At 70.5% G+C, this 25,205-nt stretch carries 25 protein-coding genes; 15 read left to right on the top strand and 10 right to left on the bottom strand.

Translation table 11 applies throughout. The features are described from left to right. Positions 1-19: 19 nt before the first annotated feature. From AB1207_RS12445 to AB1207_RS12425, 5 genes are all read right to left on the bottom strand, one after another. Entirely contained in the window at positions 20-3,586 is a 3,567-nt protein-coding gene (locus AB1207_RS12445) for a fibronectin type III domain-containing protein (RefSeq protein WP_367638693.1), read from the bottom strand. Between the two features lie 111 nt (positions 3,587-3,697). Beyond that, complete coding sequence (locus tag AB1207_RS12440; RefSeq protein ID WP_367638692.1) at positions 3,698-4,048, bottom strand: hypothetical protein; 351 nt, start codon at positions 4,046-4,048, stop codon at positions 3,698-3,700. Beyond that, the gene (gene fliS / locus AB1207_RS12435) at positions 4,045-4,452 is read right to left on the bottom strand and encodes a flagellar export chaperone FliS (protein ID WP_367638691.1); all 408 of its coding nucleotides are present in this window, start codon (positions 4,450-4,452) and stop codon (positions 4,045-4,047) included. Before fliS ends, AB1207_RS12440 begins: the two co-directional genes overlap by 4 nt. Before the next feature lie 137 nt (positions 4,453-4,589). After that, a complete protein-coding gene (gene fliD / locus AB1207_RS12430) occupies positions 4,590-5,975 on the bottom strand; it encodes a flagellar filament capping protein FliD (RefSeq protein ID WP_367638690.1) in 1,386 nt (461 codons plus the stop codon). A gap of 151 nt (positions 5,976-6,126) precedes the next feature. Then, positions 6,127-7,290, bottom strand: a complete 1,164-nt coding sequence (locus AB1207_RS12425; protein WP_367638689.1) for a flagellin N-terminal helical domain-containing protein — start codon at positions 7,288-7,290, stop codon at positions 6,127-6,129. Between the two features lie 483 nt (positions 7,291-7,773). Here AB1207_RS12425 and AB1207_RS12420 point away from each other — a divergent pair, with 483 nt between their 5' ends. The 6 genes from AB1207_RS12420 (at position 7,774) to AB1207_RS12400 (ending at position 13,539) form a co-directional block, all read left to right on the top strand. Beyond that, the gene (locus tag AB1207_RS12420; protein WP_367638688.1) at positions 7,774-9,309 is read left to right on the top strand and encodes a glycosyltransferase family 2 protein; all 1,536 of its coding nucleotides are present in this window, start codon (positions 7,774-7,776) and stop codon (positions 9,307-9,309) included. Positions 9,310-9,375: 66 nt separating this feature from the next. After that, the gene (locus AB1207_RS12415; protein ID WP_367638687.1) at positions 9,376-10,197 is read left to right on the top strand and encodes a hypothetical protein; all 822 of its coding nucleotides are present in this window, start codon (positions 9,376-9,378) and stop codon (positions 10,195-10,197) included. A 10-nt stretch (positions 10,198-10,207) separates the two neighbouring features. Then, positions 10,208-11,350, top strand: coding sequence for a non-hydrolyzing UDP-N-acetylglucosamine 2-epimerase (gene wecB / locus AB1207_RS12410; RefSeq protein ID WP_367638685.1), 1,143 nt, complete (start codon positions 10,208-10,210; stop codon positions 11,348-11,350). 58 nt (positions 11,351-11,408) lie between these two features. Then, positions 11,409-12,083 (top strand): glycosyltransferase, encoded by a 675-nt coding sequence (locus AB1207_RS12405; RefSeq protein WP_367638908.1) that lies wholly within the window; start codon positions 11,409-11,411, stop codon positions 12,081-12,083. A gap of 464 nt (positions 12,084-12,547) precedes the next feature. After that, positions 12,548-12,862: a transposase gene (locus AB1207_RS24495; RefSeq protein ID WP_437178927.1), complete on the top strand. Its 315-nt coding sequence runs from the start codon at positions 12,548-12,550 to the stop codon at positions 12,860-12,862. Further along, entirely contained in the window at positions 12,787-13,539 is a 753-nt protein-coding gene (locus tag AB1207_RS12400) for a transposase (RefSeq protein ID WP_437178932.1), read from the top strand. Before AB1207_RS24495 ends, AB1207_RS12400 begins: the two co-directional genes overlap by 76 nt. Before the next feature lie 838 nt (positions 13,540-14,377). Here the strand turns inward: AB1207_RS12400 and AB1207_RS12395 are convergent. Continuing rightward, the gene (locus AB1207_RS12395; RefSeq protein WP_367638683.1) at positions 14,378-15,274 is read right to left on the bottom strand and encodes a sigma-70 family RNA polymerase sigma factor; all 897 of its coding nucleotides are present in this window, start codon (positions 15,272-15,274) and stop codon (positions 14,378-14,380) included. 246 nt (positions 15,275-15,520) lie between these two features. On the opposite strand from AB1207_RS12395, the gene AB1207_RS12390 reads away from it, so the two are divergent. Further along, the gene (locus tag AB1207_RS12390) at positions 15,521-15,868 is read left to right on the top strand and encodes a hypothetical protein (protein WP_367638682.1); all 348 of its coding nucleotides are present in this window, start codon (positions 15,521-15,523) and stop codon (positions 15,866-15,868) included. Position 15,869: 1 nt separating this feature from the next. Here AB1207_RS12390 and AB1207_RS12385 read toward each other — a convergent pair whose 3' ends face one another. Beyond that, positions 15,870-16,205, bottom strand: a complete 336-nt coding sequence (locus AB1207_RS12385; protein ID WP_367638680.1) for a Uma2 family endonuclease — start codon at positions 16,203-16,205, stop codon at positions 15,870-15,872. A 241-nt stretch (positions 16,206-16,446) separates the two neighbouring features. Between AB1207_RS12385 and flgN the strand changes: the two genes are divergently transcribed. From flgN to AB1207_RS12345, 8 genes are all read left to right on the top strand, one after another. Next, a complete protein-coding gene (gene flgN / locus AB1207_RS12380) occupies positions 16,447-16,938 on the top strand; it encodes a flagellar export chaperone FlgN (protein WP_367638678.1) in 492 nt (163 codons plus the stop codon). A gap of 26 nt (positions 16,939-16,964) precedes the next feature. Continuing rightward, positions 16,965-18,374, top strand: coding sequence for a flagellar hook-associated protein FlgK (flgK, locus tag AB1207_RS12375; protein WP_367638676.1), 1,410 nt, complete (start codon positions 16,965-16,967; stop codon positions 18,372-18,374). Positions 18,375-18,400: 26 nt separating this feature from the next. Continuing rightward, positions 18,401-19,300, top strand: a complete 900-nt coding sequence (gene flgL / locus AB1207_RS12370) for a flagellar hook-associated protein FlgL (protein WP_367638674.1) — start codon at positions 18,401-18,403, stop codon at positions 19,298-19,300. 36 nt (positions 19,301-19,336) lie between these two features. Next, positions 19,337-19,738, top strand: coding sequence for a flagellar assembly protein FliW (locus AB1207_RS12365; RefSeq protein WP_367638672.1), 402 nt, complete (start codon positions 19,337-19,339; stop codon positions 19,736-19,738). A gap of 177 nt (positions 19,739-19,915) precedes the next feature. Next, entirely contained in the window at positions 19,916-20,320 is a 405-nt protein-coding gene (locus AB1207_RS12360) for a flagellar assembly protein FliW (RefSeq protein WP_367638671.1), read from the top strand. Positions 20,321-20,393: 73 nt separating this feature from the next. Beyond that, on the top strand, positions 20,394-20,900 hold the full coding sequence (locus AB1207_RS12355) for a YbhB/YbcL family Raf kinase inhibitor-like protein (protein WP_367638669.1): 507 nt from the start codon (positions 20,394-20,396) through the stop codon (positions 20,898-20,900). Continuing rightward, positions 20,897-21,442 carry a YbaK/EbsC family protein gene (locus AB1207_RS12350; protein WP_367638668.1) on the top strand — a complete coding sequence of 182 codons (546 nt, stop codon included), beginning with the start codon at positions 20,897-20,899 and terminating at the stop codon, positions 21,440-21,442. Before AB1207_RS12355 ends, AB1207_RS12350 begins: the two co-directional genes overlap by 4 nt. Position 21,443: 1 nt before the next feature. Further along, the gene (locus tag AB1207_RS12345; protein WP_367638666.1) at positions 21,444-21,821 is read left to right on the top strand and encodes an SRPBCC family protein; all 378 of its coding nucleotides are present in this window, start codon (positions 21,444-21,446) and stop codon (positions 21,819-21,821) included. Here the strand turns inward: AB1207_RS12345 and AB1207_RS12340 are convergent. Genes AB1207_RS12340 through AB1207_RS12330 form a run of 3 tightly spaced genes read right to left on the bottom strand, consistent with a single transcriptional unit; the run spans position 21,780 to position 25,176 of the window. Next, positions 21,780-22,736, bottom strand: a complete 957-nt coding sequence (locus AB1207_RS12340) for an NAD(P)H-dependent glycerol-3-phosphate dehydrogenase (RefSeq protein WP_367638664.1) — start codon at positions 22,734-22,736, stop codon at positions 21,780-21,782. The genes AB1207_RS12345 and AB1207_RS12340 overlap by 42 nt on opposite strands. 10 nt (positions 22,737-22,746) lie before the next feature. After that, a complete protein-coding gene (locus AB1207_RS12335) occupies positions 22,747-23,565 on the bottom strand; it encodes a TrmH family RNA methyltransferase (protein WP_367638662.1) in 819 nt (272 codons plus the stop codon). 9 nt (positions 23,566-23,574) lie between these two features. Further along, on the bottom strand, positions 23,575-25,176 hold the full coding sequence (locus AB1207_RS12330; protein ID WP_367638661.1) for a putative bifunctional diguanylate cyclase/phosphodiesterase: 1,602 nt from the start codon (positions 25,174-25,176) through the stop codon (positions 23,575-23,577). Between the last annotated feature and the right edge of the window lie 29 nt (positions 25,177-25,205).

Raw genomic sequence — 25,205 nt, 5'->3', positions numbered from 1 at the left:
CGCTACGGCACGGTGTCCCTCACATCCGGGAGACGACGGAGCCGGTCGTGAGGTTCTTGCTGTAGGTGTCGACGACGCCGTTGGTGTCCGCCGGCACGAGGGACTGCATGGTCGTCACGAGGACGGAGTCGGCCGACAGGACGTGCACGACGCCGTACTCGGCAGTGGACTCCTGGGTGGTGAGCCGCCGGGAGGTCGGCGTCCCGTCGGCCTGGGACGTGACCATGACGGCCGGCGCACCGGGGTTCTGCGCGTCGGTCCGGTACCAGTCGGTCCGGTTGTCCGTGTCCGCACCCACCTTCGCCGTGGTCGCGAAGAACACCCACCGGCCGGTCGGGTCCAGCTGCGCGCCGTGCTCCCAGCGGGACGTCGTCGTCTGGATCCCGACCCGGCTGAACTGGCCCGCGACGGTCATGTCGCGCCGGTACACGAGGTACTCGGCGGCGTTGGGGGTCAGTGCCGTCGTGCTCGAGCTGAAGGCCACGAACCGGCCGTCGTCGCTGACGGAGGTGTCGCGCGAGTCGTTGCTGACCGGGTAGGCCGCACTGAGGCTCCCCCACTGGCCACGCCCGGAGACGACGTCGAGGGCTCCGGTCTGGAGGTCCTTGCGCCACAGCACGGCCATGTTCTGCACCGAAGAGGGGAACACGGCGAACCGACCGTCCGGCGTCACGGCCAGCGCCGGGCCGGTCGCACCGGCGCCGAGCTGGCCACCGGTCGTGGTCGTCGAGACGCGGACGACCACGCCGCTGGTCATGTCCTTGCGGAAGAGGTCGACGGTCCCGTTGGTGTCGTCGGGCACGAGGTCCGTCCTGGCCGAGTAGAAGAAGACGAACCTGCCGTCTTCGCTGGCCGCCACAGCCGGCGCCTGGCTGTAGACGCGCGTCTGGGACTGCAACTCGGTGCCCGCCACCGTCGCGACCTTCCCGGAGGTCGGGACGGAGACCAGTTCCCACGTCGAGGTCCACCGGTCGAACCGGTACACGTCCGGCAGCTTGTTGGTGTCGGCGGCGACCTTGGCCGCGGACGTCACGACGACGACGAAGCGGCCGTCGGCGCTGATGGCCGTCTGGCTGGCGCCGAGGTCGGTCCCGGCGGCCGAGGGGTCGAGCCGGGTCACGGTGCCGGCCACCGAGTCGCGCAGGTACAGCTCGAACAGCGAGTTCGTGTCCGACGGCTCGAGCTGGGCCGCGGTGCCGACGAGGCTGAACCGTCCGTCGCGCGTGGTGGACACGCCGGCCGAACCCGACCCGCTGACCGGGGGCGCGGTGGGTGCGGGCGCGGCCGCCCGCGGTGTGAGGGACACCGAGGACGAGAGGGTGCCGGGCTGCCCGCCCGCGGCGACGGCGCGCACCGTCACCGCGTAGGTGCGGCCGTTGACCAGACCGGTCAGGGCCGCCGAGGTCCCCGTCACGCTGGCGGACACCGCCCCGTCCAGCAGCACCTGGTAGGAGGCCGCGCCCGCCACCGCGGTCCAGCCGACGGTCCCCGACGCGTCCTGCCCCGTCACCGCCAGCCCCGTGGGGGCCGCCAGCGCCGGTGCCTGCGGGGACACCGGAGCGGCCGACCCGGCCGGGGACCGGTTGCCCGCCGCGTCCACGGCGACGACGGAGAAGGTGTAGGTGGTGCCGTTGAGCAGGCCGGTCACGGTCGTGCCCGTCGCGCCGGCGGGTGCGGTGGCGCGGACGGAACCCGTCTGGTCGACGACCTCGTACCGGGTGACGTCGGGGCTGGCCGAGGCCGTCCACGTCACCACGGCGGTGGCGTCGCCGGCGGTGGCGGCGACGCCGGAGGGTGCGGTCGGGGGCGTGGTGTCGCGAGGCGTCACCGACACGGCCTGGCTGGCAGCCGACGTGTTCCCCGCGCGGTCGACGGCGACGAGGCGGAACGTCGACGCCGAGCCGTTCACCAGGCCGCCGACGACCACACCGGTGGCGGGGTGAGCCACCGAGGCCACCACGGCGCCGGCGCCGTCGAGGACGTCGTAGCGGGCGACGTCGGCCTCCGGGTTGATGGCCCAGCCCAGCGTCGCGCTCCCGTCGCCGGGAGTCGCCACCAGACCCGTCGGTGCTCCCGGCGGGGTGAGGTCGCGCGGCGTGGCGCTGACGGCCGTGCTGGGGGCGGAGGGGTTCCCGGCGGTGTCGACGGCGATCACCCGGAAGGACTGCGTCGTCCCGTTCACCAGACCGGTCACGACGGCCGTCCTGCCCGGGGCGGGAACGGTGGCCAGGACCCCACCGGCCGCGTCCACGACCCGGTAGGAGGCGAGGTCGGGTTCGGTGTTCGCCGTCCAGGACAGGGCGACCTGCCCGTCCCCCGCCACCGCGGCCAGCCCTGCGGGGGCGCCCGGCGGAGTGAGGTCGCGCGGGGTGCCCGCGACGGTCTGGCTGCGGGCGGACTCGTTGCCCACCAGGTCGACCGCTGCGACGGACACCGAGTACGAACGGCCGTTGACCAGCCCCGTGAGCTGCGCCGTCCGGGCGGTCGTGACCGGGCGGGCGACGCCGTCGACGTAGAGGCGGTAGCCGGCGGTGTCCGCGGCGGCGGAAGCGTTCCAGGTGACGGTGAGCGCGGCGTCCCCCGGACTCACGGACAGGCCCGCGGGGACGTCCGGCGGGGTGGTGTCCCGGGGCGTGGCGGACACGCTGCTCGTCGCGGAGACGTTGCCCCACCGGTCGACCGCGGTGACCGACCAGGTGTGGGCGAGACCGTTGGTGAGCCCGGTGAAGGTCACGGACGGGGTTGCGCGCGGGACGGTCGTGACCGTTCCCCCGCGAGTGACCTCGTAGTGGTCGAGGTCGGACTCCGTCCCCGCCGTCCACGACAGGGTGGCGGTCGCGTCACCGGCCACCGCGGCCAGCCCGGCGGGCGCGGCCGGCGGGATCCGGTCGTAGGGACCCGCCACCACGCTGTCGGAGTTCGCGGACACGTACTGCGGCTGCGACCCCACGGCGACGAGGTGGTACGTGTACTGGGTCCCCAGGACTCCGGTGGTGTCGGTCCACGTCGTCGTGGGGACCGCGACGGTCGCCACCTGGGTCCCGTTCCGGTAGACCTTCACGGCCGTCCGGCTGTCCGCGGGCGGCGGGTTCCAGGCCAGGACGACGCTGTCCTGCCCGGGGGTCGCCGTCAGGCCCGCAGGCCGTGCCGGGGTACTGCCGTTGAGGTTCGGCGTCGCCGACACCGCCCCGGACCAGTCCGAATACGTCTTGAGGACACCGGAGCCGTAGACCGCCCGAACCCGCACGGCGAAGGAGTTCAGGAAACTGCCGTTGATGAACGTCGACGTCGTGGCGCCGCCGGCGACGTCCTTGATCGTGGACCCGAGTCCCAGACCGATGAGGCTGGTGTCGTACTGGACCTGGTAGCCGGAGGGTCCGTCGGTCTTGGCCGTCCACTGGACGTAGACGCCGGTCGCCGTCGCGTCGGCCTGGACGCCCGAGGGCGCCGTCTGGTTCGAGCTGACCGCGGCCACGGCCGCTTGCGGTCCGATCCCCCACGTCGACGGCAGCGGGGCCAGAACGAGGGCGAGGGCCAGCGTGCCGACGGCGGCGGCATGACGACGCGAACGGCGGGACGGGGACATCGGGCACCTCGCAGCAGACGGGCCCCGGACCGTCGCCGGGGCTCACCTGCTCATCGACCCGAAGGTTCTAGAACTTGCCTCGTTATCTAGAACGTCACCCGTTCGCGCGCCTCACACCGCCGTGTCGAGGAACACCGGCCGGGACTCGGCCCGGTCCAGCTTCGCCAGCGCCCGCGTCTGGGAGCGGACGTGGTGCATCGCCTCCTCCAGCGCCGCCCCGACCTCCTCCTGCCGGGCGAGCAACCGGCGGGCACGCTCGGCGAACTGCTCCGGGACTGGCCCGGTGACGTCCGGGGACGTCCACGAGTCCCCGACCGGGACCTCCGGGACGAACCCGGGGTCGCCGTGCAGACGGCGCAGGAGGTCCTCGGCGAGCAGGACGTCCCCCTCGACGGTCCGCAGCGCCTCTGCCCACGCCGCGATCCACTCGGAAGGTTGGGCAGCAGCGCCGGCCTGGTTCACGCGCTGCCCGTCGAGCCCGCCATGCCCTTGAGCGCCGCCTCGCGCCACGCCTCGGCGAGCGGCTCGACGGTGTCGACGCGGCAGCGCGCGGTGCGTTCGGGGTCGCAGTCGACGTTCGCGTTCGACATCTCCTGCAACAGCCACGTGTAGAGCGACATCAGGCCGGGAGCACCTTCCCAGGCCTCCAGGTCGAGGCTGCTCTGCAGTTCCTGGACGATGGCCTGGGCGTGGATGAGGTTGGTGTGCGCGGTTTCGCGGTCCTGCTCGCGCTGCGCCTTCTCAGCCCGCTGCAGGTCCAGCAAGAGGCGGTCGTAGAGCATCACGAGCAGCGTCGCCGGCGTGGCCGTGGCGAGCGCGTCCCCGAGGTAGCGGTTCTTGGAACGGCCGTACGTCATCGAGGTCATGCGGTGGTCCTCCGTGGGGTGGACGGATTGTCGTGCACTCCATCGGCAACGCGGGCGGATTCCTGAAAGTGGCCGGAACGCGAAAGGAGCCGGGTGCGCTCACGCGCACCCGGCTCCCGCCGGACCGTCTCGTCGGTTCAGCCGAGCTTGGACAGCTGCCCGGCCAACCAGCTGGACTGGTTCTGCAGCTTGCCGAGGGACGTCTCGAGCGAGCTGTAGTACTTCTGGTAGCGCACCTTGCGGTCGGCCAGGCGGTCGTCCCAGTCGGCGATCCTCTTCGTGAGGTCGCTGATCGTGGTGTTCTGCCCGGTGATCGCAGTGGTCAGCTGACCGGTGTACTGGTCGGTCGCGCTCTTGGCGAGCGCGCTCAACCGGTCCACCAGACCGCTGGCCGTCGACGCGGTGTCCACGCTCTTCGGCGCCAGCAGCTGCTGGGCCGCGACGGGGTCCTTGCCGTAGGACTCCAGGAACTTCGCCTTGTCGAAGGTGAGTTCGCCGTCCTTCGTGGACTGAATGCCGAACTGCGCCGGGGAGACGTTGTTCCCAAGAGCGCTCGTGACGGTCCCGAGGAGGGACGTCTTGAGCTGACGCAGGATGGCGTCACCCCGCAGGGTGCCACCACCGACCACCTTGCCGTCCGACCCGACGGCGCCGGGGCGGGACTGCGTGGTGATCTCGCCGACCGCGTCGTTCGCTGCCTTCACGAGGGCTCCGACCGCGTCCGCGACGGCGCTCGGGTCGCCGGCCACGGTCACCTTGGCGACGCCGGTCTTGCTCGCCGTCACGTTGACGCCGCTCAGCAGTTCCTGGAACGTGTTCGTCGGGCTGCTGACCGGCACGCTCGTGCTGCCGCTGGACCCGTCACCGACGATGAACGCCTGAGCGTTCGCCGCCACCGTGAGGTTGTCGAAGTCCGTGCTCTGGGCGCCGTTCACCCCGGCCGACGTGCCGTCCGAGTTGCGCGGGACCAGCTTGAAGTCCCCGTCCTGCGCACCCGTCTTGGTCGACGTGATCTGCAGGCGGTACTGGTTGTCCCCCACCCGCACGGCGACGGCGGTGATGCCGAGAGTCGTCGCCTTGTTGATGGCCGAGACGACGTCGCTGAGGGTGCCGCGGCTCGGGCTGACCGTTCCCACGATCTGCCCGTTGGCGACCACGTCCAGCGGGTAACCCATGTCCGACGCGGCGTTCGTGTCGGTGGCGCTGTAGAAGTCCTTGCTGATGACGCTGCGACCGCTCGCGAGGTTGCGGACGTCGAGCGTGACGCTGCCCGGCTGCGCCGTGCTGCTCGCGGTGGCCACGACCGAGTCGCTCGAGGAGGTGGCCTTCGCCGAAGCCCAGGTGGTCGCCTTGGAGAGGTTGTCCGCGGCGGTCTGGAGTGCCGACATCTTGGTGTTGACGGACTGGTAGGCCGTCACCTTCAGCTGGGCTGCGCTGACGTTCGTCTTGAGCTGCGTCTGCGGAGCGGCGTCCGCGGTGAGCAGCTTGCTGATGATCGCGCTGGTGTCGAGCCCGCTGATCAATCCGTCGACAGTGGACGATGAGACGGAAGCCATTCCGGTCACCCTTCCTGTCTGGTCGAGGTTGATGTGGAGACAGGCGAGGGTGCCGGCATCACCGGCACCCCCGCCTCAGGAAGTGGCTCGACCGAGGTCGGACCACCTCATGTCAGACTCAGCCGCGCAGCAGCGTGAGGACGTTCTGCGAGGCGGAGTTCGCCTGCGCCAGCATGCTCGTACCAGCCTGCGAGAGGATCTGGCTGCGGGTGAACTTCGTCATCTCCTTGGCCATGTCGGTGTCGCGGATGGCCGACTCCGACGCGGTCAGGTTCTCGACCGCGACGTTGACGGAGTTGATGACGTGCTCGAAGCGGTTCTGGAGCGCACCGATGGAGGCGCGAGCCGAGGAGACCGTCTTCAGGGCGGTGTCGATCGTCGCGATCGCCGACGCCGCACCCGACTGGGTGGACAGGTTGAGCGTGCCGAGACCAAGACCACCGGAGCCGAAGGAGTCGGCCTTGACGGCGGCGGAGGCAACCGCACCCTGAACCTCGGTGCCAGCGAAGGTCGCGCCACCGAAGCTGACCGCAGCGTCGGTGACGTTGCCAGCCACCTTGGAGGTCAGGATGAGGGACCCAGCAGCATTCGTCGTGGCGTTCCACGCGGCACCCACCGTGGGGTCGGCGTTGATCGCCGCAACGATGGAAGCAGCCGACGAGCTGACGGCGAAGCTGACCGTGTTGCCGCCGATCGAGATCGACGTGGCCGCGCTGACGGCCGCGTTGTCGAAGGCACCGGTCGACGTGAAGGTCTCGGTGGCCGCGACGACGGCCGACGCCGCAGAGGCACCGGACTTGACGTCAAAGCTGATCGTGTCGCCGTTGAACGCGCCGACCTGGAAGACCTTGCCCGCGAAGGTGCCGTCGAGCAGGTTGACACCGTTGAAGGAGGACTTGTCCGAGATGCGGTCGAGCTCGGCCGAGAGGGAGGTGATCTCCTTCTGGATGGCCGCGCGGGACGTGGTGTCGTTGGTGTCGTTGGCCGACTGGACAGCCAGGTCACGCATGCGCTGCAGGATGGTCGTGGAGGTGCTCAGCGCGCCGTCCGCGGTCTGGGCGACGTTGACGCCGTCCTGGGCGTTGCGGGCCGCAACGGTGAGACCGCCGATCTGCGAACGCAGACCCTCGGAGATCACCAGGCCGGCAGCGTCGTCAGCAGCCTTGTTGATCCGCAGACCGGAGGACAACTTCTCCAAGGAGGAGTTGAGCTGCTTGTCCGTCGCCTGCAGGTTCCGGTAGCTGTTCAGAGCCGCGATGTTGTTGTTGACGCGAAGACCCATGATGTTCATTCCTCCGTGAGTGGGGTCGATGTGGGGGTTACCGGTCCATCCGTGGTCCGGCCTGGCCTGCCCTCGCGGGCCAGCCACTGACTCCATCGGAGCCAGCGACCGCGACCTGAACGTTTCCGGTCATGTTCTTCGACGTCGCCCGTTCGGCCGTGCCCCCCGGTGGCACGAGGCGCACCCCAGGATCCCCGGGGTAACAGGTGGAAGTCCTCATCCACACCCTGCGTGCTCGAGACTGCTCTTCAATGATGCCCTAGGTAGCTCTAAGGTGACTAGCTGTGAGCAGCGTTCGTGTCCTGAGACCCCCTTCACGTGGCGGAGGCCCGCGCTTAGGCGCCCGCCAGACGTAGCGGGTGTGACCAGTGTTTCGCGAGGGGCGTCCGGGGCACACCTGGGCGTGCTCAGGTCGGGTCGACCGGCTGCCGATGGATGGGCTGAACGGGTGGTGGTGCCGCGGCACCTTGCGAGAGGGCACACATGAGCGACGAACCGGTCTTCATCAGCGCTTGCTACATCGTGAAGGACGAGGAAGAGTTCCTCGCTGCCTCGTTGACGGCAGTGATCGCGTTCGCGGACGAGGTGGTCGTCTACGACACCGGCAGCAGCGACCGGACGGTGGAGATCGCGCGTGAATACGGCGCGATCGTGATCGAGGGGTACTGGGACGACGACTTCGGAGCCGCCCGCAACCGAGCGTTGGAGCACTGCCGGGGCGAATGGGTACTGAGCGTAGACGCCGACGAGGTCGTGCAAGGGGATCCTCGAGCCTGGCGCAGGTCCCTGCACCTCGCCTCGGCGCAGAGCTTCGCCGTCGAGGTCGTCTCCAGCGCCTTCACCGACGGCGGCGCAGAGCACAGAGCGATGGTCGCGCGTGTCCTGAGGAGGTCGCACTGTCGTTGGGAGGGCGCCCTCCACGAAGCGATCGTCGGTCGTTGGCAGGAGGCCCCGCACGTCCTCAACGAGGCGATCCACCTGCGACACTATGGCTACACAGCGATGCACCTGAACGAACGGAACAAGGGCGAGCGCAACCTCAGGCTGGCGGAGAGCGCGCTCGAGAAGGCGCGCGCGCGAGGTGCCCGCAACATCGACGAGCTCATCGTGAACGTCGGTAGGTCAGCTGCACTCGCAGGGAACCACGCCAAGGCCCTCAGCACGTTCGCGGAGCTCGACCTGGACACGATCCCCGCGTCCTACGGCATCATGTCGGGTCAGACTGTTGTTCTCAGCGCTCTCAACCAACTGCAGCTCGATGTGGCGCGCGACTGGATCGACCGCATGGCGGCCTGGGGGGAGAGCCCGCACGCCTGCAACGCACTCCGAGCACACGTCAGCATGGCCGCCGGCGACTGGGCCGAGGCTGAGCGTCTGATCCGCTCCCTCGAGGACGACCGGATGTTCAGCCAGGCCCAGTTCCGTGCCCGCGCCCACACCGACGAACTCATCACCAGCATCGCTCGTCAGGGTCGGGGGCGGGAAGCGGCCGAGATGCTGCTCGAGCACGTTGCCACCGGGATCTCGAACATCTCCCCGGTCAGCGCCCTCCTCCTGTCCAGCGAGGCGCACAACGGTGTGCGCCGCCTGGCGGAGGCACTGCCGGCCAACCTGCTCAAGCCCTACCTCGCACAATTGCAGACGTGCCGGGCTGACGCTACCGACGTGTTCTTCGAGCACCTCTGGAGCACGGAGCGCTCCCGCACGGCGGTCCTCGTCGCGGTGTCCAAGCAGTGGCCGACCCTCAGCTTCGAGAAGGCTCTGGAGTGGTCCCTGCGGTGCCGCGAAGCCGGCGTGGTGGAGCTCTGCCCCCTGCGCCGCATCGCCCTCGCCCGAGGCGAGCGGGACACCATCACCCGAATCCTGTGTGCGAGCGTCCTCGTCGAGGTGGGCGAGGAGGACGTGCGGCCCGCCCTTGATTCCATGCTCGCCGTCGTCCCGCAGCACGAGCGCATTCCGCTGACGGCGCAGCTCTCTCGCTACGCACCGAACGTCGCCTCGGTCCTCGCTCCGGTCTGAACCTCGCAGCCCGACACGCGCGCCGCACGCTCGCCCCCGTCCTGAACCAGCCCTAGGAGCACCCCGATGTCGCCGACCCGGGTCTTGACAGCATCCCCGGTCCAGCAGGATCCCGAGATCCTGGCCGCATTCCTTGACAACCTCATCCTGCAGGAGACGAACGGACTCGTCGTTGACTACGCCTTCGTCGATGACAACCACGACGCCCGCTCCTCCGAACTGCTGGCGGACTTCTCCTCGAAACATCCCAACACCACCGTGGTCAAGGTCCCGCCTGCCCAGCGGTACCACCGGGACGAGAACACCCACCACTGGAAGGACGGCCTCATCTGGCGGGTGGCGGAATTCAAGGACGCGCTGATCGATCACGCACGGGACGGCGGGTACGACCACATCTTCTTCGTCGACTCCGACATCGTCCTCCGCCCCGGCACGATCGGACACCTGGCGAGTCTCGGCAAGGACATCGTCAGCGAGGTCTTCTGGACGTCCTGGCAACCCGGCAGCCCGGAATGGCCCCAAGTGTGGCTCCGCGACTCCTACGACATCGTCTACCGGCGCCGAGGTGAGATCATCTCGGCCCACGAGGAGGCGCGTCGCGCGCAGGAGTTCCTCGACGTGTTGCGCATCCCCGGCGTCTACGAGGTCGGAGGCCTCGGGGCCTGCACCCTGTTGTCACGCGAGGCCATGATGCGCGGTGTGTCTTTTGCCGAGATCCCGAACCTCTCCCTGAACGGAGAGGACCGGCACTTCTGCGTTCGCGCGATGGCCGTGGGGCTTCGGCTCCACGCGGACACTCATTTACCTCCCCTGCACCTCTACCGCAAGTCCGACCTGCAGCGACTTCCGCACTTCCTGGCCGAGGCGGGAGTCGTCGCCGGTGTCTGACCAGTACGTCGTGGCCGTCGTCGGAACGAGGCCGGAGGCCATCAAGATGGCCCCGCTCATCGCACGACTGCGCGCGAGCGGCACTGCCGTGCGCGTCCTCAGCACGGGCCAGCACACGACCGTGGTGAGCGACGTCCTGACCTCGTTCGGTCTCTCGCCTGAGGTGACCCTCGGCCCGTGGCCGGATGGGCGAACCCTCGGCCGTCTCCTCGCCGACGTCGAAGCAGGGACTACAGAGCACCTCAATCAGGCCGACGTCGCCGCCGTTGTGGTCCAAGGCGACACCACGTCGGCTCTCGCAGCGGCTCTTGCTGCCTTCAACGCCAGGGTTCCAGTCGTCCACCTAGAAGCCGGTCTTCGCACAGCGGACCTGCACAACCCGTTTCCTGAGGAAGGAAATCGTCGGCTGATCGGCCAGATCGCCGACTTGCACCTCGCTCCGACAGAGCGGGCCCGGGCCGCTCTGGTGCGGGAGGGCGTCGCCGCTGAGCGGATCGCGGTCACCGGCAACACCGTCATCGACGCCCTGCTCACAACGGTGGCCGGACTGGCCCCCGCCACCGAGGACGCCGGCAGTATGATCGACGGAGGCCGCCGTGGCCACGTCCTCGTGACCGCCCACCGCAGAGAATCGTGGGGGGCCGCCTTCCAGGGCATCCTCGACGCGGTTCGTCACCTCGCGACGACCCACCGAAGGCAACGGTTCCTCTGGGCCGCCCACCCCAACCCTGAGCTCAAGGGCCGAGTACTCGCGGCGATGGACGGCCTCGATAACGTGCAGGTGGTCCCGCCGCTCCCCTACCGCGACATGGTCGCCGCCCTGCGAGACGCGTCGGTGGTCCTGACGGATTCAGGAGGACTCCAGGAGGAGGCCCCCAGCCTCGGCAAACCGGTCCTGGTGATGCGTGCCAGCACCGAGCGTCCCGAGGCCGTCGACGCCGGATGCGCCCGCCTCATCGGGACAGGACGCGAGGCGATCGTGGGCGCGGTGCGAGAACTCCTCCTCGAAGACGACGACTACCGACGCATGAGCGCCGTGGCCAACCCTTACGGCGACGGCCGGGCCGCCGAGTACGCGGCGCGCGAGATCCTTGAGCACTTTCCGGCCGCGGCAGGACGCCCGTCCGTGGGGGTCACGGTGGGGGCATCGTGACTTGCGACAAGAATCCCCGATCCGCTCGAAGGGCGATCTGATGGTGAACGTGATCAGCATGATGCTGGTCAAGAACGAAGCCGATCGATGGCTCCACGAGGCGCTGCGACAGGCTCGCTTCCTCAGCGACCACGTCGTGGTGCTCGATGACGCCAGCACGGACACGACGCGTGAGATCGCCTACCAGTACGCCGACGAGGTGCTCGAGAGCGCGGTCAGCATGTTCGCGCGCGACGAGCGCTTCCAGCGTCAGCGGCTGTGGGACACGGCCACGAGGATGGCGAGACGAGGAGACTGGATCTTGGGGTTCGACGCCGACGAACTCTTGCCCGAGGACCACGTCGAACGACTCCGCCTCATCCTCACGACGAAGTTCTTGCCTGGAGTGGACAGCATGAGCTTCCGGTTGTGCGACATGTGGTCGGACACGCACTACCGCGACGACAAGTTCTGGACGGCGCATCACCGCCAGTGGGTCCGAGCGGTTCGCTTCGATCCCACGGCACCGAACAGGTGGAGGGACGCCACTCACCACTGCGGGTCCTTCCCCCTCGGCTCGGAGGGTGTGGTCGGGTTCACGGACCTCACCATCAAGCACATGGGGTGGAGCCGCGAGCAGGATCGCAAGGCCAAGTTCGACCGCTACATGGAGGCGGATCCTGACGGAGCACTAGGCTGGCTCGAGCAATACCACAGCATCCTGGACCCCGAACCGCACCTCGTCGCGCTGTGACGCGATGCCGCCGGCGCGCGCTCAAGCGTGCCGGCGGTGTCCGAGGGCTACACGAGGTGGCTGCAGACGTGCGGCCCCCATCCTCATCCCCGGCCCCCCTCGCGCAGAGTAGGAATCCCTGCACCTGGTGGCGGGGCGGTGCTCCTCCCGGTCCGCCGCACGATCGTGGTGCGCGCACGGGGAAGACTCCTCGACCGCCGCGCGGACCGCCCAGCCCACCAGCACCGCTCCAGCGCGTGGTCCTTGCCGTGCGCCTCTGCCTCAGCATCCTGCGGTAGCACCCTTGCTCCTTCCCGTGACCGAGGTCCGGGGCCGGCCGGCAGCGTTCCGGTGTGTTCGAGTGGAGTGCAGTCCAGCAGAGTGGTGTGCGACCACCCCGCCGACGGGCGCGGCTGACACGTAGAAGGCGGCCACCGCGTGATGCTTCGAAGTGAGTTCCCCCTCAAGTCGAAGAGGACACCGCGATGACCATAAACCCCATGATGGACCCTGCCCATCTCCTGGACGAGGACCTCGCTCAAGCCAGCCCGGACCTGATGCACATCATGCTGCGCGCCTTCATCGACACCCTCATGTCCGCCGACGCCGCCTGCGGCGCGGAGTACGGAGCCTCCAGCCCGGAGCGGGTCAACACCCGCAACGGCTACCGCCACCGACCCCTCGACACCCTCCCCGGGACGATCGACGCGGACACTGCGGGGCCATCCCCAAGCTGCGCTCAGCTCCTACTTCCACGACTGGCTGCTGGAGGGGCGCCCGCCGCGCCGAACGCGCCCTGACCATCGTCGTACCCACCGCCCATCTGCTGGGGGTGTCCACCAGCAGGATGGAGAAGCTGGTCGAGACCCTCGGCATCACGAGGTTTTCGAAGTTGCAGGTCAGTGAGATGGCGAATGACCTGGCTTCTCAGGTCGAGGCGTCCCGCACCCGCCCCCTTCCTGCGGCCGTTACACCTTCGCCGCCGCCGGCTCGTTGGTGTCAAGATTCGCGAGGACGGCCGCCCCGTCATGTGGTCGCCAACGTCCACGCCCTGTCGGCTGTCGGGGTGAAGGCCGATGGGCACCGGTACATCCTGGGCCTGCTGGTCTCCTCCGCTGAGCACGGGACCGGCTGGTTAGGATTCTTCCGCGACCTCACCGCCCGCGGCCTGTCCGGGGTGCGACTGGTGACCTCCGACGCCCAGGCTGGCCTGGTCGCTGCGATCGGCGCCACCCTGCTCGGCGCGTCCTGGCAGCGGTGCCGCACGCACTACGCGGCGAACTTGGTGGCGGTGACGCCCAAGACGAGCTGCCGTTCGATGAAGTCGCTGCTGCACAGCGTGTGCGACCAGCCCGACGCGGCGTCGCTGCGTACCCAGTTCGACCGGCCGCTGGATCCGGCCCAGGCCAAGTTGCCGAGCGTCACCGCGCATCTGGACCCCGCAGGCGCCGACGTCCAGGCCTTCACCAGCTCTTGAAGTAGGTGGCGACAAGTGTGGTCGAAAAGCCCGTAGGAGCACCGAGTCCACTCAGGAGGTGGGCACCGCCCTCGGGATAAGGGCCCTGTAGGGCTAGCCGCAGGAAGTATCACGCGGCAGACGTCGCACACCGCCCCCGTGGGCTTGACGTCGGGTAGGCCCGGCGCCGACGACACGACCCGCTCACCGTTCTGCTTGCACGTGCACCGTCCCCCTGTGCTTACGGTCCTTCGGTTTCGATGAGGACGTGGCGCGGGTTAGGGCTGGGCCGTCGTCGGCGTCGGCTGGCTCTCCGCGCACGCCGGATGGCGCAAGTTCCGCCGAGAAGCTCTTCGGAATGGCCAGTTGAGGACCGAACCTCAGCGCAACGGCGCTCGCGCCCGATCCTTGCTCAAAGAACTACGGCGACCACCACGCGCAGACCCAGCCTGCCCCGGCGCGGCCGGACCGCACCTGGAGCGCCCTCCAGCGCGCGCGCAGGACCGGGAGCTTGTCTGCCGTCTTGCGGCGCGTCCGGCATCGGGATCGGTTCCGGCCACCGCAGTGACCTCCCGAACCCACGTGTCCGTGACGTCTGGCGCCAACCAGCCCATGCGGAGGGCCGAGGACCGGCGATGAGGCTCGGTCGTGCAACGCGGGCCGGACCCCGTCCACGACGGCGATGCGGATCGAGTCCATCGCCATCACGGCCGCGCATCTGTGGGGAGAGTGCAAGCGAAGGTCGGCAGAGCGCTCGAAGTTTCTCACAGCAGCGAAGGAGCTGACTGGCCTCGCATTCGAGGGCGACGGACGTGTCGGGCCCGGACGTGTGGTGGGTGTCCAGACGCGGCCGCCGCGGTCAGGCCGTCCGCGCCACCGGCACGGAAAACTGCGCGAAGCTGCTCAGCGCCAGCCGGCTGCGGAAGTCGCTCTGCGTCCCGACGGCGGCGTAGTACGCCTCCTTGCGCTTCACGGCCGCGCCGGACCCGGAGGACTTCAGCACCATCTCGGGCGACAGGTGCGTGTTCATGCCGTCGCGCAGCAGGACGAGGGCCTCGGCGCGCATCTGCGAGATGCGGGACTCCGAGACGCCGAGCTCCTCGGCCAGCTCGGCCATGGGGCGCTCCTGCAGGAAGTAGCCCTCCACGACGTGCCGCAGCCGCTCGGGCAGGACGTCGACGGCCGAGCGCAGGTAGCCCAGGCGCTCGCGGTGCAGGAGCTCCTGCTCGGGGCCGGGCGTGTGGGTCGGCAGGTGGTCGTCGAGGGAGGCGCCCTCGGCGGTGAAACCCTGCATCGACAGCACCATGGAACGCTGCGCCTCGTCGCGGGTCTCGGCGAGCTCCTTCTCGGACACCCCGAGGGTGGAGGCGAGCTCGGCGGACGTCGGCGTGCGGCCGAGCTGGGTGGTCAGCTGGTCCTCGGTCTGCGACAGCTTGCGCTGGCGGCTGCGGACGCCGCGCGAGGCCCAGTCCTGGCCGCGCAGGTCGTCGAGGATGGCGCCGCGGATGCGGGTGTTGGCGTAGCGGTTGAACGGGACGCCCGTGGTCGGGTCGTAGGCCCGCGAGGCCTGGAAGAGCGCCATGAGGCCGGCCGAGGTCAGGTCGTCGCGGCTCACGTGCGAGGGCAGACGACCGATGAACTCGGAGGTGATGTAGCCGACGAGCGGCAGGTGCTGCTCGACGAGCGAGCTGCGCTGGGCTGCGCTGAGCTCGACCATGGGGAGCTCCCGGGTGGCGGTGGCAACGTCTGCGGTCACACACCCCTTCTCGGCACGTTCCCCCTCGTGACTTGAGCGCCGATCGGGTGAGTCGTCACCCCGGCGCGTTGCGCCGAACGGGACCGCCGGCGCCACGCGCTGTGCGCCGATCGGCGGTCGGGGTGACGTCCGACCCGATCGGCCCAGACGGGTTCAGCGGACCCCACCCATGCGCCGAGAGTTGTTGCGGAGCACCCGTCGCCCGAACCCTGAGGCGCGTGGGACCAGTGAGGCAGGAGGACGTTCGTGAAGCCGCTGTGGCAGGTCGTGCAGGACCTGGAGTTCGCCTACAAGAAGGGCTGGCTGACACCGACCTTCCTCGACAACTACGCGGTGAAGAACGAGGAGCGCGTGAGCGCCCTCTACGCGTTGTGCGCGAAGAACTTCCTCGACGTCGAGCACGAGATCGGCCGCAACGACCACATCGCGAAGGAGCGCTCGCGCGGGCTCGACCAGAGCGCGGTCAACCGCGCGATGGAGGAGGAGGCGCGCGTCTTGAACCAGGAGATGCGACGAGCCCGCGAGGACGGCCGGCCCTACGCCCTGCGCAAGCCGTCGAAGAACGCGCAGTTCGTCCGCAAGGCGGGGACCTGAGTCAGCGCGGCCAGACCGCGGTGACGTCCACGGACGAGAGCCAGCTCCCCTCGGGGTCACCGACCTCGTGGAGTCGCTGTCCACCGAGCCGCAGACGGGTCACCGTGCGCGCCTCCGTGTCGACGATCCAGTAGCTCGGTATGCGCCACTGCGCGTAGCGGTCCCGCTTGAGCGAGCGATCGGTGGACTTCGTCGAGGGCGACTCGACCTCAACCACCAGGAGGACGTCTGACGGGTCGACGTAGGGACTGTCCTCGGAGAGGACAGCGCTGGCTCGCAGCGCGCTGTACAGCTCGCCCACGACGTGCTGGTGACCGGGCCCTGCCAGGGGCGTCACGAGAAGGCCCCCGTCGACGAGCTCGATGCGCGGCCCGGCCGTCCTGCGGCAGGTCCTCCACGTGCAGGGGCAGCGCCGAGCCGATCGACACGGTCACGTGACCGCCCCCTCCCCCGTCGTCCTGGGCCGATCCTCGCCAGCCGACCTCCCCGATCCACCCTCTCGCCGCCTCAGCTCGTGGTACCGCCCGCCGATGGACGCCTCGAGCACCACCCACGACAGGCAACGGGGAAGGACACGCATGGGACTCGCCGAGGTCTCCGGCATCCTCTGGAAGGAGCGGGAGCTGCTGGAGCTGCTCCTGTTCAAGCTGGAGGAGGAGCAGCTCGTGCTGGCCAGTGGCCGGACGCGCTGGCTGGCGCACGCGACCCGCGAGGTCGAGTTCGTCATGGAGCAGATCCGGACGACCGAGCTCCTGCGCGCGACCGAGGTCGACGCCGTGGCCGCCGAGCTCGACCTCGAACCCGGCCCGAGCCTCAACGCCGTGGCCGACGCGGCGCCGGACCCGTGGGGTGAGATCTTCCGCGGTCACCGCGACGCGTTCCTCACCCTCACCGCGGAGATCCAGGACCTGGCCGACGCCAACCGCGACCTCCTCAACGCCGGCTCCCGCGCCCTGCGCGAGACGCTGCTCGGGCTGGACAAGCCCCTCGACACCTACACCGCCAAGGGCAAGAACATGGCCGCGCCGACCGGTGGCTCCCGCGCCCACTTCGTCGACGAAGCACTCTGACCGGCCTGCTGAAAGGACCCCAGACGATGAGCACCTTCTCCGGCATCACCACCGCCTCCCGCGCCCTGTCCGCCGCTCAGCGCGGCATGGAGGTCACGGGCCAGAACATCGCCAACGTCGGCACGGAGGGCTACTCGCGCCAGCGCGTCGAGCAGTCCGCGAGCGTCCTGAACCAGACGGGCCAGTTCAGCCAGAAGTTCGTCCCCGGTGACGGCGTCGTGGTCACGGGCCTGTCGCGCGTCTCGGACGCCCTGGCGACGGCCACCGCCCGTCAGGACTCCGCGGCCGCCAAGGAGCAGGCCACCGCGAGCACCGTGTGGTCCAGCATCGAGAACGCCATCGGCGACACGGGCGCGACCGGGCTCAGCAAGAGCCTCTCCGACCTCTCCGCGTCCTGGAGCGACCTCGCGGCCAAGAGCGGCAACGACGGTCTCGCCGGCGCACAGGCGCTGGTCGTGACGCGCAGCCAGGCCGTGGCGACCGAGCTCGTCGGGATGGACAAGCAGCTCGAAGCGCAGTACGACCAACTCGGCCTGCAGGCCCAGACGCTGGCGAGCCAGGCGAACACCATCGCGGTGAACGTCGCCAAGCTCAACACCTCGATCCGCGAGACCCTCGTCAACGGCGCCTCGGCCAACGAGCTCCTCGACCAGCGCGACCAGTACCTCAACCAGCTCGCCGACCTCACGGGCGCCCGCGTGGTGGACCGCCAGGACGGCACGGTCGACGTCCTCGTCGGGAACGCCGCCCTGGTCAGCGGTGACTTCTCCTACGGACTCCAGATCGGCACCGTCACGAGCACCACCGACCGCACCCCTGTCGCCCCCGGGGCGGAGAAGATCGGCAACCAGTTCGTCGTGTCCATCGGAGGTCAGGACGCCGGGCCGGTCACGGGGTCGCTGAAGGCCACGCTGGACGGCGCGAACAAGACCCTCGTCGACCAGCAGAAGGGTCTGGACGACTTCGCCACCAAGCTGGCGACGACGGTCAACGGCGCCTACGACGGCACGTTCTTCAGCAGCGTGGCTGCGGGCTGGACGGCCGGTGACCCGGTCAAGGCCTCGCAGCTGCAGGTGTCGGTGACGACGGCGACGTTCCGCGACAGCACGGGCACGGGCACCGGGACCGGCTCGGCGGACCGCGTCTACGCGACGGCTGTCAAGAACGCCTTCGGCGACGTCAAGAGCACCTGGCGCACCAACGTGACGAACCTCGCCGCCTCGACCCAGTCCGCGTCCAACCGGGCCGACCTCGCCTCGCAGGTGTCGCTGAAGTCCGGCGCCGTCCGCGACGGCGTCTCGGGCGTCAACCTCGACGAGGAGATGACGAACCTGGTGGCCTACCAGCACGCGTACTCGGCGGCCGCCCGCGTCCTCACCAGCATCGACGAGGCGCTCGACACCCTCATCAACCGCACCGGCCTCGTCGGCCGCTGACGACTGACCTGACCGGAGGAGAGACCATGCTCGGCCGCATCACCCAGCGCAGCCTCGCGACGAACGCGCTCACGAACCTGCAGAACACGCAGGCTCGTGCGGCGAAGTTCCAGGAGCAGATCACCAGCGGGACGTCCCTGCCCAAGGGCTCGGACGACTCCGTGCGCGCCGCCGCGGCGTTGCGCCTCAACGACCAGATCGCCGTCAACACCGAGAACTCCCGGAACCTCTACGAGGCGCGCGGGTGGATGACGACGCAGGAGCCGGCGCTGGACAGCACCACGTCCGCGCTGCAGAAGGTCCGCGACCTCACGGTCCAGGCCGGCAACAGCGCGCTCGACGCGAACGGCCGCGCGGCCATCGCGAAGCAGATCCGGGAGATCAAGAACACCGTGCTGGGGGACGCGAACACCCAGTACCAGGGCCGGGCCGTGTTCGCGGGCACCTCGGCGACGACCACCGCCTTCACGACGACGTCCCCGTACACCTCGAACGACGACGGCGGCGCGGTCACCCGCACCATCTCCCCCGGTGTGACGACGTCGGTGAACATCTCCGGCAACAGCGTCTACGGCGCGCAGGCGCCGGGGACCACGACGGTCTTCCAGGAGCTCGACACCCTCGCCGACGACATCGCGGCGGGGAACCTGAGCACCAGCAGCACGACGCTCACGACGATCGACAGCCGCATCAACCTGGCCACCAACGCCCGCGCCGTCATCGGCGCGAAGACCAACCAGCTCGACCACGCGGACGACGTCAACACGACGCAGCTGCAGTACCTGCAGTCCCAGCTCGACGACGTCCAGGGCGTGGACCCGATGAAGGCGTACCTGGAGTTCAACCAGCAGAACATCGCCTACCAGGCGGCCCTCCAGGCGACCGCGAAGACCGTCCAGGTCTCCCTGCTCGACTTCCTCCGCTGACTCGTCCACCCCTCCGGAGTTCCTAGAGTGACCCTCATGACCGACGCGCCCGTGTCCGCTCCCGTCATCGAGTTCGTCTCGCCGATCATGGGCCTGCCGAACCACACGGCCTTCCACCTCCAGCCGCTGGACGAGGAGGGGAACCTGTGGTCGCTGCGCGAGGCGGGCGGGACCCGGACGCGGCTGGTGGTCGTCGCGCCGGGGCGGTTCTTCCCGGGCTACGCCCCCGAGATCGACGACGAGACGGTGGCCGCGCTCGACCTGCGCGAGGCGAGCGAGGCCGCCGTCCTCAACGTCGTCAACATCGGGGACGACCCGGCGACGGCGACCGTCAACCTGCTGGCACCGATCGTCATCAACCACCGGAACCTGCGGGCTGCGCAGGCAGTGCTCGTGGGGACCGACCTCCCCCTGCGGGCGCCGCTGCTGGCCCCCTGACGCCTCCACGCACCAAGCGCCCCGCCGAGCTGTCGGCGGGGCGTTCGTGCGTTCCGGGAGAGACACGAGTGCCGCGACGGATCGCTGATTCTTCGCTACTGTCTGTAGTGGCCGAGCAGCCAGCGACCTGCCCCCGGGAGGAGTCCTCGGGGGCTTGCAGACGAAGGGATCGTCGTTGTGAGCATCGCTTCCGAAACAACTCCCAAGATCGAGTTCATCTCCCCCCTCGTGGGTCTCGAGGAGCACCGCAGCTTCGAGCTCGAACCCCTCGACGAGGACGGCCTGTTCTTCACCATGCGGTCCACGTCGGACCCCAGCCTCCAGCTGGTCGTCGCCGACCCCATGCCCTTCTACCCCGACTACGAGCCGATGATCGACGGGGACACCGCGCGTTCCCTGGAGATCGTCGACGAGAAGGACGGGGCCGTGCTGGCCGTCGTCAACATGCAGGGCGGGGCCGAGAAGGCCACCATGAACCTGCTCGCGCCGATCGTGCTGAACCCCAAGGCACACCGCGCGACGCAGGCCGTCCTGTACGGCAAGGACCAGCCGCTGGACGCCCCCCTGGTCCGCAAGGACTGACGCGCAGCTCCTGGGAACGCGGTCCGGACCGGTCGAGGGGCCGGTCCGGCCCGCGCCCGTTAGCGTCGGGTGCATGGACCTCGAACGACCCATCGCCCCGGACCCCTACTCCCTGCTCCCCACGGTGCCGAGCTTCGCGCTGCACTCCACCGACGTCACGTCGGGTGAGCAGATGGACGAGAAGCACGCCGGCGGCAACGTCTCGCCGCAGTTGAGCTGGGACGGGTTCCCCGAGGGCACGAAGAGCTTCCTCGTGAACTGCTTCGACCCCGACGCGCCGACGCCGGCCGGGTTCTGGCACTGGGCGGTCGTCGACGTCCCGGTGGGCGTCACGAGCCTGGAGCAGGGCGCCACGGCCCCGCAGGGCGCCACCGTCCTGCGCAACGACATGGGCACCCAGGACTTCACGGGGGCGGCGCCGCCGCCCGGAGACCGCGAGCACCGGTACGTCTTCGCCGTGCACGCCCTCGACGTCGAGTCGCTCGGCCTGCCCGAGGGTGCGACGCCGACCGTCGCCGCCTTCACGTCGTTGGGCCACGTGCTGGCGCGGGCGACGCTCAGCCCCGTCTACTCCCGGTGAGTGGTCCGCAGCGCGCGGCCGGCTCACTGACCCTCCTGCCCGCGGCCGAGCACCCTGAGCTCCTCCCCGAGGCGGTCCGGGCGGTCCTGCCGGAGGGCGCGTGGGTCGCCGACATCGATCCGGACCTCGCCGACACCGCGGCCCTGGTCGAGGCGGCCGGCGTCCCGCTCGACGGGTCGGCGAACTGCGTCGTCGTCGCGGGCAAGCGGGAGGGTGAGGAACGCATCGCCGCGTGCGTCGTCCTGGCGAGCACCCGGGCCGACGTCAACGGCGCCGTCAAGCGGCTGCTGGAGGTGCGCAAGGCCTCGTTCCTGTCGATGGACCGCGCCGTGGAGGAGTCCGGCATGGAGTACGGCGGCATCACCCCGGTCGGACTCCCCGCCGGCTGGCGGGTCCTCGTCGACCAGCGGGTCGCCGACACCGACTGGCTGCTCGTCGGCTCCGGCCTGCGCCGCTCCAAGCTCGTCGTCCGGGGCGACGACCTCGCCGCCCTCCCGGGCGCGGAGGTCGTGGACATCGCCATGGACATCGCGCAGGGCTGACATGCGCCTGACGGTGCGGGGCCCGCGGCCGGCCACGGCGGTCTGGGCGGACTACGCGCAGATCGCCCGCTGGCCGACCTGGGCCCCGCACATGACGTCCGTGGACGCCGACGCGGACCGGATCGCCGAAGGCGTCACGGGTCGCGTCCACGGCGGACCGGTCCGACTCCGCTTCACGATCACCGCGGTCGACGAGGACGCCATGACGTGGTCGTGGCGCGTCCTCGGGATCCGGATGGCCCACGCCGTCCGTGCCGTCCCGGGCGGGTGCGTCACGACGTTCGACGGCCCGGCCCCGTACCTGCCGGTGGCCTGGTGCGCGCTGCGGCGCCTGGTCTCAGGTCGCCGACAGCAGGCGGGACACCGCGGCGACGGGTGACCGCTCCCCCGCGAGCACCGCCACGACGTCGCGGACGAACGGCAGGTCGGCGTCGCGGCGGAGCAGGGCGGGGGCAGTGGCGACCCCCTCGGCGGTCCCGCCGGCCCGGCCGACCGCGTCCGCGAGCGGCAACCCCTCCCCCAGCGCCAGCCCGACGCGGTGGTTGCGCGAGAGCGTCGACGTGCTCGTGGCGACGAGGTCCCCGGCCCCGGCCAGGCCCAGGAACGTCTCCGGCCGCGCCCCGAGCCGCCCGCCGAGGGCGGCCATCTCGCTGAGACCCAGCGTCAGCACCGCCGCCCGCGCGTTCGCCCCCAGCCCGGCGCCCTCGACCATCCCGACCGCGAGGGCCACGACGTTCTTGAACGCACCCGCGACGTCGACCCCGACGACGTCGGTGACCGCGTGCGCGTGGAACTGCGGTGTCGTGAAGGCGGTCGCGACGGCCGTCGCCACCGCGGCGTCCGACCCCGCCACGACCGTGGCCGCCGGTTGTCCGCGTGCGATCTCGGCGGCGAGGTTCGGTCCCGACAGCGCGAGCACCTGCCGGTCGCGCAGCACGTCCTGCACGACCTCCGTCCCGAACTGCCCCGTCGCCGTCTCGACGCCCTTGGCGAGGTTCACGACCGGAACGTCGGGGAACTCCGGTCGCCAGGCGGCGAGCCGGGACCGCAACTGCTGCAACGGTACGGCCAGCACGACCAGCGACGCCCCACCCAGGGCCACCGCGACGTCGGGGGTCGCGAGGATCCGGTCCGGCAGTTCCACGCCGGGCAGGTAGCGGGAGTTCTCGCGGGTCGCCGCGACCTCCTCGGCGAGTTCGCCCCGCCGGCACCACAACGCGACGTCGGCGCTTTGCGCGAGGACACCGGCGACGGTCGTCCCCCACGCTCCGGCTCCCAGGACGGCGACGCGCACGCGGTCCACGCTACGCCCGCCGCGTCTCCCACAACGCGACCGCGCTCGCGGCGGCGACGTTGAGGCTGTCGACGCGCGGGTCCATGGGGATGCGGACGACGACGTCGGCGGCGGCCACCGCCCGCCGGCTCAGCCCGTCCCCCTCCGTGCCGAGCAGGAACGCGAGCCGCTCGGGCGCCGCGAACTCCCCCAGCGCCACCGAGTCGTCCGACAGGGCGAGCGCGGCGACCGTGAACCCCGCCTCGCGCAGGAGGTCGAGGTCCCCCGGCCAGGACACCGCCCGCGCCCACGGCAGGTGCAGGACGGTCCCCATCGAGACGCGCACGCTGCGCCGGTACAGCGGGTCGGCGCACCGCGGGCTCACGACGAACCCGTCGACCCCGAACGCCGCGACCGACCGGACGATGGCGCCGACGTTCGTGGCGTCGGCGATGTCCTCGAGCACGACGAGCCGGGCCGGGCCGGGCGGCAGCGCCGCCAGCAGGTCGGCCACGCTGCGCGGCGCCGGACGCGCGAAGGACCCCAGCGCCCCGCGGTGCAGGTCGACACCGGTCAACGCCTCGACGGTCCGGGGCGGCGCCACGAAGACCGGGGCGTCGTCGGGCAGGTCCCCGGCGAGCTCGGCGTACCGGTGCGGGGAGACGAGGAACGACCGCGGCGCGTACCCGTTCTCCAACGCCCGGCGGATCACCTCGACGCTCTCGGCCAGGAACAACCCCTCGGCCGGCTCCCGGCGCGTCCGCAGCTGCACGTCGCGCAGCGCGGTGAAGTCGCGCAGGAAACCCGTGTACCGGGGGTCGTCGAGGTCCTCGAGGTCGATCCGCGGCACCCCGGGAACCTACCGCACCGCCTCCTGCACAGCGGGAGCAGCGCCCTGCCGTGCCTCCAGGGCCGGCAGGTCCACGACGTCGCGCACGTCCGGACTCGGCCGGCCGAGGAGGAAACCCTGGGCCGAGTCGCAGCCGAGCCGCTTCAGCGCCTCGAGCTGGTCGGAGGACTCCACGCCCTCCGCCACGACGCCCACGCCCATGTTCTTCGCCATGCCGATGATCCCGGCGACGACCGCCTCGTCCTGGCGGTGCCGGCCGAGCCCGGCGACGAAGTGCCGGTCCACCTTGACGTGGTCGATGGGCATCGTCTGCAGGTGGGCGAGCGAGGAGACCCCCGCCCCGAAGTCGTCGACCGCGACGCGGACGCCCATCATCCGCAGCGCGTGCAACGTCGAGAACCCCGCGTTCGCGTCGGCGACGAGGAGTTCCTCGCTCACCTCGACCAGCAGCGCGTTCCCGGCCGGACCGGTCGGCTGCGAGGACGCGACGGCGTCGAGCAGTTCGGCGTTGGCAAGCTGGCGCCGCGAGACGTTCACGGCGATGGTCAGGCGGCAGTCCTCGATGGTGGAGTACCAGTGCTCCAACGTCTTCCACGCCTCGTCGATGACCCACTTGCCGATGTCGACGATGAGGCCGCTGCGCTCGGCCAGCGGCACGAACTCGGCCGGCTGCAGCAACCCCCGGCGGGGGTGCTGCCAGCGCAGCAGCGCCTCGACGCCCTGCACGTGCCCGTCGCGCAGGTCGACGATCGGCTGGTAGTGCAGGCGCAACTGCCCCTCGGCCACGGCGAGGGCGAGGTCGTCCTCGGTCTGCAGCGTGTCGACGGCCTGGGCCTGCATGCGCTCGTCGAAGAGTTCCGAACGGGCCTTGCCGCCCTCCTTCGCCCGGTACAGCGCGGCGTCGGCCCGGCGCAGGAGCTTCGAGGCGTCCGCCTCGTCGCGGGCCAGCGCGATGCCCACGCTGGGAGTGATGACCAGGCGACGGCCACCACCGAACTCGATGGGCCGGTCGGCGATGGAGTTCACGACGCGCTCGGCGATGCGCGAGGCGTTCAGCTCGTCGGCCAGGTCCTCGCACAGGACGGCGAACTCGTCGCCGCCGAACCGGGCCACGGTGTCCTCGGGGCGCACGGCGGCGCGCAGCCGGTTCGCGACCTCGACGAGGACGATGTCGCCCACGGCGTGCCCGTGGGTGTCGTTCACGCCCTTGAACCCGTCGAGGTCGAGGTACAGGACGGCGCAGGCGCCGGAGCTGCGGCGGGCCAGGGCGTGCTGGAGGCGGTCGGTGAACAGCTGGCGGTTGCCGAGGTCGGTCAGCGGGTCGTGCAGCGCCTGCCGCAGGGCGGCGTCGAGCGCCTCCTGCTGGTGACGGCCCTCGCCGTCGAGGCGCACGGCCGACTGCAGGGCCAGGACGAGGAGCAGGAGAGCGGCGACCAGGCCACCGGCCAGCGCGGCCAGCAGCACCCGCAGCGAGGGCCCTCCGGCGGCGAGCACCTCGACGAGGGCGACCACGCCCACCACCACGAGGGGCGAGACGATCGCCCAGGGCACGACCCGGGTGCGGACGTCGTCGCCCGCCGAGTGCCGCGCCGACCAGGGCCAGCGGCTCATCCCGGGGTCCTTCCTCGTCGTCGTCCCTC

Origin of the sequence: Kineococcus endophyticus (assembly GCF_040796495.1) — a bacterium.
Classification (GTDB): Bacteria; Actinomycetota; Actinomycetes; order Actinomycetales; family Kineococcaceae; genus Kineococcus; species Kineococcus endophyticus.
This window is presented reverse-complemented; position numbering and strand designations above follow the sequence as displayed.